Origin of the sequence: Streptomyces sp. NPDC057307, from assembly GCF_042667665.1 — a bacterium.
Classification (GTDB): domain Bacteria; phylum Actinomycetota; class Actinomycetes; order Streptomycetales; family Streptomycetaceae; genus Streptomyces.
Map to the genome: position 1 here is coordinate 1 of NZ_JBHUZM010000082.1, position 14183 is coordinate 14183.

At 69.9% G+C, this 14183-nt stretch carries 12 protein-coding genes and 1 riboswitch; of the genes, 5 read left to right on the top strand and 7 right to left on the bottom strand.

The window, feature by feature from the left end; all coding sequences use genetic code 11:
• Window positions 1–123 precede the first annotated feature (123 nt).
• Complete coding sequence (locus tag ACFUN8_RS24530) at window positions 124–1572, bottom strand: gamma-aminobutyraldehyde dehydrogenase (protein ID WP_383641504.1); 1449 nt, start codon at window positions 1570–1572, stop codon at window positions 124–126.
• Between the two features lie 176 nt (window positions 1573–1748).
• Between ACFUN8_RS24530 and ACFUN8_RS24535 the strand changes: the two genes are divergently transcribed.
• The 5 genes from ACFUN8_RS24535 (at window position 1749) to ACFUN8_RS24555 (ending at window position 6990) form a co-directional block, all read left to right on the top strand.
• Window positions 1749–2261, top strand: coding sequence for an Lrp/AsnC family transcriptional regulator (locus tag ACFUN8_RS24535; protein ID WP_383641442.1), 513 nt, complete (start codon window positions 1749–1751; stop codon window positions 2259–2261).
• A complete protein-coding gene (locus ACFUN8_RS24540; protein WP_383641445.1) occupies window positions 2246–3625 on the top strand; it encodes an aspartate aminotransferase family protein in 1380 nt (459 codons plus the stop codon). Before ACFUN8_RS24535 ends, ACFUN8_RS24540 begins: the two co-directional genes overlap by 16 nt.
• 259 nt (window positions 3626–3884) lie before the next feature.
• Window positions 3885–4613: an ABC transporter ATP-binding protein gene (locus tag ACFUN8_RS24545; protein WP_383641448.1), complete on the top strand. Its 729-nt coding sequence runs from the start codon at window positions 3885–3887 to the stop codon at window positions 4611–4613.
• Window positions 4595–5752, top strand: a complete 1158-nt coding sequence (locus ACFUN8_RS24550; protein WP_383641451.1) for a hypothetical protein — start codon at window positions 4595–4597, stop codon at window positions 5750–5752. The genes ACFUN8_RS24545 and ACFUN8_RS24550 overlap by 19 nt, the downstream gene beginning before the upstream one ends.
• A gap of 59 nt (window positions 5753–5811) precedes the next feature.
• Window positions 5812–6990: an LOG family protein gene (locus ACFUN8_RS24555; RefSeq protein WP_383641454.1), complete on the top strand. Its 1179-nt coding sequence runs from the start codon at window positions 5812–5814 to the stop codon at window positions 6988–6990.
• A gap of 32 nt (window positions 6991–7022) precedes the next feature.
• On the opposite strand, the gene ACFUN8_RS24560 is transcribed toward ACFUN8_RS24555, so the two are convergent.
• The 6 genes from ACFUN8_RS24560 to frr all read right to left on the bottom strand — a co-directional run bounded on the left by ACFUN8_RS24560 (window position 7023) and on the right by frr (window position 14145).
• Window positions 7023–8111 carry an ABC transporter ATP-binding protein gene (locus ACFUN8_RS24560; protein WP_383641457.1) on the bottom strand — a complete coding sequence of 363 codons (1089 nt, stop codon included), beginning with the start codon at window positions 8109–8111 and terminating at the stop codon, window positions 7023–7025.
• Window positions 8111–9724, bottom strand: a complete 1614-nt coding sequence (locus ACFUN8_RS24565; protein WP_383641460.1) for an ABC transporter permease — start codon at window positions 9722–9724, stop codon at window positions 8111–8113. Before ACFUN8_RS24565 ends, ACFUN8_RS24560 begins: the two co-directional genes overlap by 1 nt.
• A 152-nt stretch (window positions 9725–9876) precedes the next feature.
• Window positions 9877–10971 (bottom strand): thiamine ABC transporter substrate binding subunit, encoded by a 1095-nt coding sequence (locus ACFUN8_RS24570; RefSeq protein WP_383641463.1) that lies wholly within the window; start codon window positions 10969–10971, stop codon window positions 9877–9879.
• Between the two features lie 79 nt (window positions 10972–11050).
• A riboswitch (TPP riboswitch) is annotated at window positions 11051–11175 on the bottom strand.
• 54 nt (window positions 11176–11229) lie between these two features.
• Window positions 11230–12342, bottom strand: coding sequence for a 23S rRNA (adenine(2503)-C(2))-methyltransferase RlmN (gene rlmN, locus ACFUN8_RS24575; protein ID WP_354604725.1), 1113 nt, complete (start codon window positions 12340–12342; stop codon window positions 11230–11232).
• Between the two features lie 175 nt (window positions 12343–12517).
• Window positions 12518–13588, bottom strand: a complete 1071-nt coding sequence (locus ACFUN8_RS24580) for a phosphatidate cytidylyltransferase (RefSeq protein ID WP_383641466.1) — start codon at window positions 13586–13588, stop codon at window positions 12518–12520.
• The gene (gene frr, locus ACFUN8_RS24585) at window positions 13588–14145 is read right to left on the bottom strand and encodes a ribosome recycling factor (RefSeq protein ID WP_355187260.1); all 558 of its coding nucleotides are present in this window, start codon (window positions 14143–14145) and stop codon (window positions 13588–13590) included. The genes ACFUN8_RS24580 and frr overlap by 1 nt, the downstream gene beginning before the upstream one ends.
• Between the last annotated feature and the right edge of the window lie 38 nt (window positions 14146–14183).

The following is a 14183-nucleotide window of genomic DNA, read 5'->3' on the forward strand; positions in this document are numbered from 1 at the left end:
CACGTAGCGTGTCCGGGCCCCGCCCCGTGCGCACCAACTCGGGCGCCGTACTCGCGAGTTGGCGAGCCGATCGCCTCGCGGCGACAACGCGCGGATCTCAGCGGCCCGCGCACCTCGCCTACCTCACGCGTCGAGCGACGTCATCACGTGCTTGATACGCGTGTAGTCGTCGAAGCCGTACGCCGACAGGTCCTTGCCGTAGCCCGACTTCTTGAAACCGCCGTGCGGCATCTCGGCCACCAGCGGGATGTGCGTGTTGATCCACACGCACCCGAAGTCCAGGTTCTTGGACATACGCATCGCGCGCCCGTGGTCCTTGGTCCACACCGAGGAGGCGAGCGCGAACTCGACCCCGTTCGCGTACTCCAGCGCCTGCGCCTCGTCCGTGAACGACTGCACCGTGATGACGGGCCCGAACACCTCGTTCTGGATGATCTCGTCGTCCTGCTTGAGACCCGAGACGACGGTCGGCGCGTAGAAGTACCCCTTGTCGCCGACCCGGTGACCGCCCGCCTCGACCTTGGCGTGGGCCGGCAGGCGCTCGATGAAGCCCGAGACGTGCTTCAGCTGGTTGGCGTTGTTCAGCGGCCCGTACAGCACGTCCTCGTCGTCCGGACCGCCGGTCTTGGTGTCCGCGGCGGCCTTGGCCAGCTCGGTCACGAACTCGTCGTGGATCGACTCGTGCACCAGGACGCGGCACGCCGCCGTACAGTCCTGCCCGGCGTTGAAGAAGCCGGCCACCGAGATGTCCTCGACGGCCTTGGCGATCGCCTCGCTGTCGAGGTCCTCGAAGACCACGACGGGCGCCTTGCCCCCCAGCTCCAGATGCACCCGCTTGACGTCCCTCGACGCGGACTCGGCGACCTGCATCCCGGCCCGTACGGAGCCGGTGATCGACACCATCGCCGGAGTCGCGTGCTCCACCATGGTGCGCCCGCTGTCGCGATCGCCGCAGATGACGTTGAAGACACCCTTGGGCGCGATCGCGCCGATGATCTCCGCCATCAGCAGGGTGGACGCGGGGGTGGTGTCCGACGGCTTCAGTACGACGGTGTTGCCCGCCGCGAGCGCCGGGGCGAACTTCCACACGGCCATCATCATCGGGTAGTTCCACGGCGCGACCTGCGCGCAGACGCCGACCGGCTCACGCCGCACGATGGAGGTGAAACCGTCCATGTACTCGCCGGCCGAGCGGCCTTCGAGCATCCGCGCCGCACCCGCGAAGAACCGGATCTGGTCCACCATCGGCGGGATCTCTTCGGTGCGGGTCAGTTCGAGCGGCTTGCCGGTGTTCTCCGACTCGGCGGCGATCAGGTCCTCGGCGCGCTCCTCGAACGCGTCCGCGATCTTGAGCATCACCTTCTGACGCTCGGCCGGAGTGGTGTCGCGCCAGGCGGGGAACGCCGCGGCGGCGGCCTCCATGGCGGCGTCGACGTCGGCCTGGCCGGAAAGCGGGGACGTGGCGTAGGTCTCGCCCGTGGCCGGGTTGACCACCTCGATGGTCCGCCCGTCGGCGGCGTCCCGGAACTCCCCGTTGATGTAGTTACGCAGACGGCGCAGCTCGGTGGTCACTGCCACCCCTCCTTACAGATGTCATGCCGGATGTGTCCGATGGGTGAGACACCCACCTTAAGCGTTCTGCCGACGCTTTCGACAGGCCCGACCCCTCCCAACTTCGGATTCAGTCATATTCTGACCCTCGTACAACGAATTTCATCGCTTCGGGGTTGCAAGACAGACGAGTCGCGGTGCACAGTGAGCCGGTGGCCAGTCGCAGCGCAGACCCCAGGAACGGGCACGGGAACGGATCGTCGCCGACGATCGACGCCGTGTCTCTCGCGATCATCGAACAGCTTCAGGAGGACGGCCGGCGCCCCTACGCCGCGATCGGGAAGGCCGTGGGCCTCTCCGAGGCAGCCGTACGCCAGCGCGTCCAGAAGCTGCTCGACCAGGGGGTCATGCAGATCGTGGCCGTGACCGACCCGCTGACGGTCGGCTTCCGGCGCCAGGCGATGGTCGGCATCAACATCGAGGGCGACCTCGACTCCGTGGCCGACGCGCTCACGGAGATGGACGAGTGCGAGTACGTGGTGATGACCGCGGGCTCCTTCGACCTGATGGTGGAGGTCGTCTGCGAGGACGACGACCACCTGCTGGACGTCATCAACAAACGGATCCGCGCGCTCCCCGGCGTGCGCTCCACCGAGAGCTTCGTCTACCTCAAGTTGAAGAAGCAGACCTACATGTGGGGAACCCGATAGCCGTGAGCAAGGACCTCTCCAAAACCGCTTACGACCACCTGTGGATGCATTTCACCCGCATGTCGTCGTACGAGAACGCACCCGTGCCCACCATCGTGCGTGGTGAGGGCACCTACATCTACGACGACAAGGGCAAGCGTTACCTGGACGGCCTCTCCGGCCTGTTCGTCGTCAACGCGGGCCACGGGCGCCACGAGTTGGCCGAGACCGCCTACAAGCAGGCTCAGGAACTCGCCTTCTTCCCCGTGTGGTCCTACGCCCACCCGAAGGCGATCGAGCTGGCCGAACGGCTGGCCCACTACGCCCCCGGGGACCTCAACAAGGTCTTCTTCACCACCGGCGGCGGCGAGGCGGTCGAGACCGCCTGGAAGCTCGCCAAGCAGTACTTCAAGCTGACGGGCAAGCCCACCAAGTACAAGGTCATCTCACGCGCCGTCGCCTACCACGGCACGCCGCAGGGGGCGCTGTCCATCACCGGACTGCCCGCCTTGAAGGCCCCGTTCGAACCGCTGGTGCCCGGCGCCCGCAAGGTGCCGAACACGAACATCTACCGCGCCCCGCACTACGGCGACGACCCGGAGGCCTTCGGCCGCTGGGCCGCCGACCAGATCGAGCAGGAGATCCTCTTCGAGGGCGCGGACACCGTGGCCGCCGTCTTCCTGGAGCCGGTGCAGAACGCGGGCGGCTGCTTCCCGCCCCCGCCGGGCTACTTCCAGCGGGTTCGCGAGATCTGCGACCAGTACGACGTGCTGCTCGTCTCGGACGAGGTCATCTGCGCCTTCGGCCGGCTCGGCACGATGTTCGGCTGCGACAAGTTCGGCTACGTACCGGACATGATCACCTGCGCCAAGGGCATGACGTCGGGTTACTCACCGATCGGCGCCTGCATCATCTCCGACCGTCTCGCCGAGCCCTTCTACAAAGGCAGCAACACCTTCCTGCACGGCTACACCTTCGGCGGCCACCCGGTCTCCGCGGCCGTCGGTCTCGCCAACCTCGACATCTTCGAGCGCGAGGGCCTGAACCAGCATGTGCTGGACAACGAGGACGCGTTCTTCGCGACGCTGCGCAAGCTCCACGACCTGCCGATAGTCGGCGACGTACGGGGCAACGGCTTCTTCTACGGCATCGAGCTGGTCAAGGACAAGGCCACCAAGGAGTCGTTCACGGACGAGGAGACGGAGCGCGTCCTGTACGGCTTCCTCTCCAAGGCTCTGTACGACAGCGGGCTGTACTGCCGCGCCGACGACCGCGGAGACCCGGTCGTACAGCTCGCGCCGCCGCTGATCTCCGACCAGTCGACGTTCGACGAGATCGAGCAGATCCTGCGCACCGTCCTGACCGAGGCCTGGACGAAGCTCTGACCACCGGGGCGTACGGGGCGGGGGACGGCGTGTACGTGGCGCCGTACGCCGCCCCCTGACCCCATCCCGCGCGTGATCCGGCAGACGGCCCGGGTGCCCCCGTTCGAGTGCAAAGGGGGCACCCGGGCCGCGTGCTGTCCGCACACCTCGTTATCGATCTTTACGGTGCAGTGACCGATCGGCTTCGCTCTCGTTCCCCCCGGACGGGGCGCGGTACGTCAGCTCGGAACCGAGCCCGATCCGAACCGAGGTGTACGCCATGGTTGCCCCGCCGGACAACGACGTGCTCTGGGCGCGTTCCCTGCACCACTCGCACAACGGCTCGCCCGCGATCAGCGGCGTCTCGCTCGGTGTGCGCGAGGGCGAGATCCTCGCCGTCAGCGGCGCGCGCGGCAGCGGCAAGACAACCCTGCTGCGCTGCCTCGCGGGGCAGCTCGTCCCGGAGAAGGGCGAGGTCTGGTTCAACAGCACCGCCGTGCACACGATGCCGTCGGCGCTGCGCGAGCGGCTCCGGCGCGACCGGTTCGGCTGGATCGACTCCGATCCGGTCCTGGTCCCGGAACTCAACGCGTGGGAGAACGTCGCCCTGCCGCTGTTGCTGCGCGGCTCCTCCCGCCGTGCGGCGAAGGCGGCGGCCGTGGAGTGGCTGGAGCGGCTCGACATCGGCATGTGCGCCCGCAAGCGTCCGCACGCCCTGCTCCAGTCGCAGCGCCAGCGCGTCGCCGTCGCCCGCGCCCTGGTCAGCACGCCCGCCGTACTCTTCGCCGACGAGCCCACGGCGCCGTTGTACGCCGCCGACCGCGCACAGGTCCTGCGCACGTTGACGACAGCGGCTCGCTCACACCGCATCACTGTCGTACTCGCCACCCTTGACGACGAGGTCGCGACCCTCGCCGACCGCACCGTCGTACTGGTCGACGGCCGCCGCGTGAGCGCCCTGCGACCGGCCGAGGCGGAAGGTCAGGCAGCGTGCTCGCTCTCCGTCTAGCCCGTGGCAGCCAGTTCCTGGTCCTGCTGCGCAGACTGCTCGTCGCCGCGGCGTCGGCGGGCGTCGGCTTCCTCCTGCTGTGCACGCTGGGCTGGGCCATGAATCACCCCGAGGGATCGCTGCTGCGCCTGCTGTGGTGCGTGCTCCCGCTCGCCGCCACGGTGCAGTTCGCCGTCGCCGTGGCCCGCACGGACCCCAGTACGCGGCCCCGTCCCGGTCTCTCGGCGGTCGGCCTCGGCCCGGCTCAGCTCACCGCGCTGGCCGCCGCCTCGACCACCCTGTCGTGCACGCTCGGCAGCGTGGTGGCGCTGTTGTTCTTCCTTCACCTGCGCGGTGACCTCACGGGGCTGCCGTTCGACGGCGCCGCGTCCGATCTCCTCGGCGCCGGACAGCCGTTGCCGCTGGCCGCCGCCCTCACGCTGCTCGCCGTCGTACCGGTCCTCGCCACCGTGGCCACCGGACTCGCCCTGCGTCCGCGAAGGACGGCACCGGTCGACGGCACCGATCCCGAGCGGCCCGCGACGCCCAAGCCCGCCCCGTCGGGGCTGCCTTGGGGTGTGGCTCTCACCGCGGCCGGGCTCGCCGTCGAGACGTACGCGAGCCGGGGCGGCTCGGGAGCGCCGCTGCCGCTGCCGGGACGATTCGAGGGCAGCCCGGCGGGTGTCCTGGCCGGCTGGTCGCTGACGGCGTTCGGCCTCGCCCTGGCGGGCCCCGGTATCGCGTACCTCTGCGGCCGGCTCCTGCAGATGCTGCGGCCCGGCGCGACCCGGCTGCTCGCGGGACGCGTCCTCATGGACGAGGCGGTACGGATCGGCCGCCCGCTGGGCGTGGTCTGCGCCGTGGTCGCCGGCGGGTTCGCCGCCGCGGCGCTGTACGGCCCCGGCGACCCGCGTCCGTTCGGACCGCTCACCGGCCTCGGCGCCACGCTGATCGTGGGCTGCACCGTCGCGACACTGCTGACGGCAGTCCTGGAGGCCAGACACGCTCGCACCGACACGACGGCGGCGCTGGTGCGGGTGGGCGCCCCCACGGGGCTCCTGCGCACTGCCGCCGCGCTGCGGGCGGGCGCGCTGCTCGCCGTCTTCGGGCCGCTGACGTGGGCGATCGCCGCACTCGCCGCCGTACCGCTCACCGGCTGAACCGGACCGCCTTCCCGGACCCCCGTTCCCCTCCCGTACGAGGGGCCTATCGTGTCCGCATGGCGTACGGCGAGGGACACGACGGACATGAAGCACAACAGGCGGCGGCGCAGGGCCCCCAGGGACCTTGGGAGCACCGGGCGGACGGCCTGGACCGCGAGATCGAGACCCTCGACGAATTCGACCAGGTGATCCTGGGCGGGACGCTCAGCGGCTTCCGCGTCCAGTCCGTCGACCTGACGGACCGTACGCTCGCGCTGCTGTCCACCGACGCCTCAGAGACCGTCTTCCTCGGCTGCCCGATGGCACCGGACGCCGCGGCGAAGATACGGGCGGACGGTGCCCTGGTCTTCCCTCCCGTCCCGCACCTCCCCTTCGACCCGTACCGGGGCCTGCTCTACTCGCCCGAGCAGCTTTTCGAGGGGCTGGACGCGGGCGGGTACGAGGCGACGCCGGACGCGCTCGCCTACGAGTGGTTCCAGCGCACCAAGGCCGACGGCGACATCCTCGCCTCGATGCTGAGGTCCGTCCACGACGACGCGATCTCGGACGCTCTGGACGAACTGCTCGTCGGCGCACGCGTCGTCGGCGTGATGGGCGGCCACGCCATGGCACGGGGCACCGACGCGTACGCGGGGGCGGCGCGTCTCGGCCGCGACCTGGCCCGTACGGGGCTGACGGTCGCGACCGGCGGCGGCCCCGGCGCCATGGAAGCGGCCAACCTCGGCGCGTACGCCGCCCCGCATCCCGACGAGATGCTGGACGAGGCCCTCGAAATCCTCGCCAAGACACCGTCGTTCAGCCCGTCGATCTCCGAGTGGGCACGCGCCGCTTTCGAGATACGGGGCCGCTGGCCCGGGGGCGACGGCTCCGTGGGCATCCCCACCTGGTTCTACGGCCACGAACCGCCGAACGCCTTCGCCGGCCACATCGCGAAGTACTTCGCCAACGCGACCCGCGAGGACGGCCTGCTCGCCCGCTGCAACGCCGGTGTCATCTTCCTGCCCGGCGCCGCGGGCACCGTCCAGGAAGTCTTCGACAACGCGACGCCGAACTACTACGAGTCGCGTGGCGAGCCGACGCCCATGGTCCTGGTCGACCGCGCGCACTGGACGCAGCGGCTGCCTGCCTGGCCGCTGCTCACGTCGTTGGCCCGGGAGCGCTCGATGGAGTCGCGCATCGCGCTCGTCGACTCGGTGACCGAGGCTCCCGAGGCCCTGGCCCGGCTCTCGGGCTGACCGACCTGGCGTACCTGCCGGGTGGCGCCTCGTCAGTCCGCCCCGTTGTCGCCCGTCGGAGCCGTGCTCTCTTCGGCGTCGGCCGGCCCCGGCTCTCTTTCGTCCAGGACCACCACGTCCTCGGCAGCGAAGGAGACCCCCACCGTCGCGCCCTCGTCGGGCACGTCACGCAGGCCGCACGCCGCCTCCAACTCCGGCCCGTCCGTGGGGCGTAGCAGGACGGCGACGTGGCTGCCGCGGAAGGTTCGCGCCCCGACGGTGCAGCGAAGTCCGTCCTCGGAGGCGTCGAGCCGGACCCCCGCAGGACGTACCAGAAGCGTGCGGGGGCCCTGGGGCGAGCCGGCGGGCACCGGGATCCTGCCCCAGGGCGTATCGGCGGCGTCGCCGCGCACCGTGGCCGGCACGACGTTGTCGAAGCCCAGGAAGCGCGCCACGAAGGCGGAGGCGGGGCGCTGCCAGACCTCCACCGGTGTGCCGGTCTGGACGACGCGTCCGTCGCGCATCACCACGACCCGGTCGGCGAGCGCGAATGCCTCGCCCTGGTCGTGTGTGACAGCCAGCACCGTCGTGCCCAACTGCGCGAACACGCCGCGCAGTTCCACGACCAGGCGCTCGCGCAGACTGCGGTCGAGCTGGCCGAGCGGTTCGTCGAGCATGAGCAACCGGGGCCGGGGGGCGAGCGCCCGCGCCAGTGCCACACGCTGTTGCTCGCCGCCGGACAGCGCGGCGACGGCGCGGTGCTCGGCGCCCGGCAGGCCGACGAGGTCGAGCAACTCGGAGACACGTCGCCGCTGTTCAGCGCGCGGTTCGCCGCGCATGCGCAGTCCGAAGGCGACGTTGCCACCGACGTCACGCTGCGGAAAGAGCTGGTGGTCCTGGAACATCAGTCCGATGCCGCGACGGTGCACCGGTACACCCGCCTGGTCGGTGCCCTCCAGCAACACCCGCCCGGAGTCCGGCGGCTGGAGGCCGGCGACAACGCGCAGCAAGGTGGATTTGCCGCTGCCGCTCGGTCCCAGCACGCAGACGATCTCGTGCGCGGCCATCTCCAGATCCACCGCGTCGAGCGCCGTACGCCGCCCGAACCGTACGGTCACGTCCTCAAGAGCGAACAGGGCCATCAGAACTCTCCTGAACGATCGGTACGGATACGTTCGAGCGCCAGCAGCGATACGGCGCACACCACCATCAGCACCGTGCTCAGAGCCATCGCCTGCCCGTAGTTGAGATCACCGGGCCGCCCCAGCAGCCGTGCGACGGCGACCGGCAGTGTCGGCCGGTCCGGTCGCGCGATGAAGACCGTGGCACCGAACTCGCCCAGCGAGACGGCGAAGGCGAATCCGGCGGCCACCAGCACCGCTCGCCGCACCATGGGCAGATCCACCTCCCGCCAGACACGCAACGGCGACGCGCCGAGCACGGCGGCGGCCTCGCGCAACCGCCCGTCCACGGCACGCAGTACGGGAAGCATGATCCGTACGACGAAGGGGACCCCCACCAACGCCTGGGCGAGGGGCACCAGGATCCACGACGCCCGCAGGTCCAGAGGCGGCTTGTCCAGCGTGATCAGGAACCCGAAGCCGACAGTCACCGCGGAGACGCCCAACGGAAGCATCAGAAGAGCGTCGAAGCCCCGTACGAGGCGCCCCGCCCTGCGGGTGAGCGCGGCGGCCGCCAGCCCACCCACGACCAGAGCGATGACCGTGGCCACCAGGGCGTAGCGCAGGGAGTTCCAGACCGCTTCCAGCGGCGGAACGAGGAACGTGCCGCCGCTCGCCTCCACCGAACGGAGCGCCCGGTAGTAGTCGAAGCCGTACCCGGCGGGGCCGTCGAGCGACCGCTCGACCAGCACGCCGAGGGGCAGCAGGATCAGAAGCAGGACGGTGCCGAGCACCCCGGCGAGCAGCACCCACTGGCCGGCTCCGCGCGGCCTGCGCGCCGTCTGCGCGGGATCGACCAGTTTCAGGACGGTCTCCCGCCTCCGTACGGTCCAGGCGTGCAGCGCCAGGACCCCGCCGACGGCGGCGAACTGCACCATCGTCAGAACGGCGGCCGTGGGCAGATCGAGCAACTGCGCGGTCTGCCGGTAGATCTCCACCTCCAGCGTGGAGTAGGCCGGACCGCCCAGGATCTGGACGATGCCGAAGGAAGTGAAGGTGAAGAGGAAGACCATCAGCGCCGCGGCGGCGACGGCGGGGCCGAGCGCGGGCACCGTGACACGCCACCACGCCGCGAGGCGCCCGGCACCGAGCACCCGCGCGGCCTCCTCCTGCCGTGGGTCGAGCTGGGCCCAGAGACCACCCACGGTGCGGACGACCACCGCGTAGTTGAAGAAGACATGCGCCAGGAGGATCGCCCATACCGTCGTGTCCGCCCGCACGCCCCACAGTTCGTCGAGGAGCCCGCCGCGCCCCAACAGCGCCAGGAAAGCCGTGCCGACAACGACGGTCGGCAGGACGAACGGCACGGTCACGACGGCGCGCAGCACCTGCTTGCCGGGGAACTCGAAGCGTGCGAAGACGTACGCGCCGGGGAGCGCGATCAGCAGGGTGAGGGCGGTGGAGAGCGCGGCCTGCCACGTGGTGAACCAGAGCACCTGCCCGATGTCGGGCCGGCTCAGTACGTCGCCGAACCTGCCCCAGTGCCAGGATCCGTCCGCCTTCAGCCCGCGGCCGACGATCGCGGCGACGGGGTAGGCGAAGAAGACCGCGAAGAAGGCGACGGGCACGGCCATGAGGCAGAGCCGTACGGCGCTCCCCCGGCGCCGTACGACGCGCGCCGCGCGTCCCGCTCCCCGGCCCCGGCCCCGGCCCCGTCGTCGGACGACGGAGCCGGCGGCGGCAGCCTTTCGCGGGGGCCTCTCGCCCTTCCGGGCGGCCTCCGCGCCTACTTGACGACGAGTGAAGACCACGACTGGATCCACTCGTCACGGTTCTTGGCTATCTTCTCCGGGGCCACGGTCTCCGGGTTGTCGACGACGGCGCCGTGGTCGGTGAAGAGGGCGGGCAACTTCGCACCGTCGACGACCGGGTTCACGAACATGTTGAGCGGCATGTCCTCCTGGAAGGTCTTGCTCACCAGGAAGTCCAGCAGGGCCTTGCCGCCCGCCTCGTTCTTCGCCCCCTGGAGCAGGCCGGCGAACTCGATCTGGCGGAAGCAGGTGCCCGCGGCGACGCCGGTCGGCGCCTCCTTGGGCTGCGGGTCGGCGTACAGGACCTCGACGGGCGGGCTCGACGCGTACGAGACGACGAGCGGACGCTCCGCCTTCGCCTTCTTGCCCCCCGCCGAACCGGAGAATTCCTCGTTGTACGCCTGTTCCCAGCTGTCGACGACCTGGACGCCGTTGGCCTTGAGCTTCTTCCAGTAGCCCTGCCAGCCGTCGTCCCCGTACGCGGCGACGGTGCCGAGGAGGAAACCGAGGCCCGGTGAGGACTGCTCGGCGTTCTCGACGACGAGGAGATCCTTGTAGGCGGGCTTCGTCAGGTCGGCGAAGGACTCGGGCGGGGCCAGTTTCTTGTCGGTGAAGTACTTCTTGTCGTAGTTGACGCAGATGTCGCCGGTGTCGACGGGGGTGACACGGTGCTTGGCATCGTCGAGGCGTACGTCGGCGCGGACCTGGTCGAGGCCCTTCGCCTCGTACGGCGTGAACAGACCGTTGTCGAGAGCGCGGGAGAGCAGGGTGTTGTCGACGCCGAAGAAGACGTCGCCCTGCGGCGAACCCTTGGTGAGGATCTCCTTGTTGAGCGCCGCACCCGCCTCGCCGCTCTTGAGCACCTTGACGGTGTAGCCCGTCTGCTCGGTGAACTCCTTCAGTACGGAGTCCGAGGCGGCGAACGAGTCGTGGGCGACGAGCGTCACGCTCTTGGACTTCGCGCCGTCCGACGCGGTGGAGTCCTCGGACCCGCCGCCGCACGCGGCGAGCGTGGAGACTCCCAGCGCGGCGGCGACGGCGCCGACCGCCATCTTCTTCGTGGTACGCACTGAATTCCTCCTGGGGTGTCCAGGAGAAGACGCGGCCCTGCCCCGCGCCGGCGAACCGGAGCAGGGCAGGGCGCAACAGCTTGAGTGATGACCGAACTTCCTACCCAGAATGACCTGGGCAAGGTTCAGAGGGTCTGCGACCGTGAGGCTCTTCTCGGGCCTCTGCCGCACTCTCAGCGCTGTGGCGCTCCCCTGTCGGAATATGTAATTCGTTCGAACCCCAGCGTACATGGGCCCCGACGGGGCCCTTCGCCGCGCTCAGCGCTCCGTCGCCGCCAGCTGACCGCACGCCCCGTCGATCTCCTGGCCTCGGGTGTCGCGCACCGTCACGGGCACCCCATGGGACGCGATGGCCTCCACGAATGCCTTCTCGTCCTCGGGGCGGGAAGCCGTCCACTTGGAGCCGGGCGTCGGGTTGAGCGGGATCAGATTGACGTGCACCCGCTTGCCCTTGAGCAGCCGTCCCAACAGATCGCCCCGCCACGCCTGGTCGTTGATGTCGCGGATCATGGCGTACTCGATGGAGATCCGGCGACCCGACTTTTCGGCGTACTCCCAGGCGGCGTCCAGCACCTCCCGCACCTTCCAACGGGTGTTGACCGGCACGAGGGTGTCACGCAGTTCGTCGTCGGGCGCGTGAAGCGAGACGGCGAGGCGGCACTTGAAGCCTTCGTCGGCGAATCGCAGCATCGCGGGCACCAGGCCCACCGTCGAGACGGTGATGCCGCGCTGCGAGAGGCCGAGACCGTCCGGCTCCGGGTCGGTCAGCCGACGGATCGACCCGACGACGCGGCGGTAATTGGCGAGTGGTTCGCCCATGCCCATGAAGACGATGTTGGACAGCCGGGCGGGGCCGCCGGGGACCTCGCCGTCGCGCAGCGCGCGCATACCGTCCACGATCTGGTGCACGATCTCGGCCGTGGACAGGTTGCGGTCGAGCCCCGCCTGCCCCGTGGCGCAGAACGGGCAGTTCATGCCGCAGCCGGCCTGCGAGGAGATGCACATGGTGACCCGGTCCGGATAGCGCATCAAAACGGACTCGACGAGCGTGCCGTCGTGCAGCCGCCACAGCGTCTTACGGGTGGTGTCGTCGTCACAGGAGATGTGCCGGACCACGGACATCAGGTCGGGCAGCAGCTCCGTGGCGAGCTTCTCGCGCGCGGCGGCCGGAATGTCCGTCCACTCGGCGGGGTCGTGCGCGAACCGCGCGAAGTAGTGCTGCGACAGTTGCTTGGCGCGAAACGCCTTCTCGCCGAGCGCCGCCACGGCCTCGCGACGTTCCTCCGGCGTGAGGTCGGCCAGGTGCCTCGGCGGCTTCTTGGCGCCACGGGGCGCGACAAACGTGAGCTCTCCGGGATTGGGCGGTGCCATGAGCTGTTTTCTCCTCGGTACGACGAGGCCGGTGTTCCCCGCCGGCTGCGGGAGGGACATGGGCACACTGCCGGTGCCAGGAGACCTCATGTGACGGGCCCCGCGACCGCGGAGCGCAGTAAGGCCCGCCGTACGGGACGGCGGGCCTTACCAGGGTAACCGGTACGGATACGGCTCAGCCCGAGCCGACGAACACCACCAGCAGCAGCCACACCACCGGGGCCGTCGGCAGGAGCGAGTCGAGGCGGTCCATGATGCCGCCGTGACCGGGCAGCAGCGTGCCCATGTCCTTGATGCCGAGATCCCGCTTGATCATCGACTCGCCCAGGTCACCGAGCGTGGCACTGGCCGCGACGGCGAGACCGAGCAGCAGTCCCTGCCACCAGGTGCCGTCGTCGACGAGGAACTGCATGCACAGCGCGCCGGCCACCATGGCGAATCCCAGGGCGCCGAACAGGCCCTCACGGGTCTTGCCGGGGCTGATGCGCGGCGCCAGCTTGTGGCTGCCGAAGCGCCAGCCGATCGCGTACGCACCGGTGTCGCTGACGATGGTCAGCACCAGGAAGGTGAGCACACGCTGCGCGCCGTCGTCCGCCGTGAGCATCATGGCGACGAACGTCGCCAGGAAGGGCACGTAGAACGTCGCGAAGACGCCCGCCGTCACGTCCTTGAGATAGCCCTCCGGCGGCTCCGTCATGCGCCAGGCGAGCACGGCGAGTGCGGTGAGGGCCGTGGCGACCCAGGCGCCTTCGGCGCCCCGTACGTACCCGGCGACGACCATCGCGGCGCCACCGACAGCGAGCGGGACGAGGGGCGCCTTGATGCCCTTCTTCTCGTCGAGCCGGGAGGTCAACTCCCACAGACCGACGACAACCGCGACCACTATGACGCCGATGAAGACGGCCTTCACGATGAAGAGCGACGCCACGATCACCGCGCCGAGCCCCACACCTACCCCTATGGCCGCGCGGAGGTCGCGGCCTGCCCGCTTCTTCGGCGGAGGTGGCGGAGGGGCGGACATGGGCTCCTGCGGCGTTTCGTCACGGAACAGGGGGCCGCCCGGCCGAGCAGCCCCCCGGTCGTCATCCTGGGCCCCGCCGCTCGCGGGTACGTCGGGCACGATGGGCATGGGCCGAGTCTGCTGTGCGTCAAGCTCATCGTATGCGGGACCCGCCGGGGCAGCCCCCTGGTCAGGCGGTCCCCAGTAGCCGGCGGTCGGCGGGGCCCCCCAGGAAGAGTCGTTCATCAGACCTCGAGCAGCTCGGCTTCCTTGTGCTTGAGCAGCTCGTCGACCTGGGCGACGTACTTCGCCGTCGTGTCGTCGAGCTCTTTCTCGGCGCGGCGCCCCTCGTCCTCGCCGACCTCGCCGTCCTTGATCAGCTTGTCGATCGTCTCCTTGGCCTTGCGGCGCACGGAGCGGATCGAGATCTTCGAGTCCTCCGCCTTGGTCTTGGCGACCTTGATGTACTCCTTGCGGCGGTCCTGCGTGAGCTCGGGGAACACCACCCGGATGATGTTTCCGTCGTTGCTCGGGTTCACTCCGAGGTCCGAGTCACGGATGGCCTGCTCGATGTTGCGCAGCGCGCTCTTGTCGAACGGGGTCACCACCGCCATGCGCGGCTCGGGCACCGAGAACGAGGCCAGCTGGTTGATCGGGGTCAGGGCACCGTAGTAGTCCGCCACGATCTTGTTGAACATCGCCGGGTGCGCACGACCGGTGCGGATCGCGGCGAAGTCGTCCTTGGCGACCAGGACGGCCTTCTCCATCTTCTCCTCTGCTTCGAGGAGGGTCTCTTCGATCACCACTTGCTCCTGCGTGTCTTGAGTGGGCCCGGTGTGCT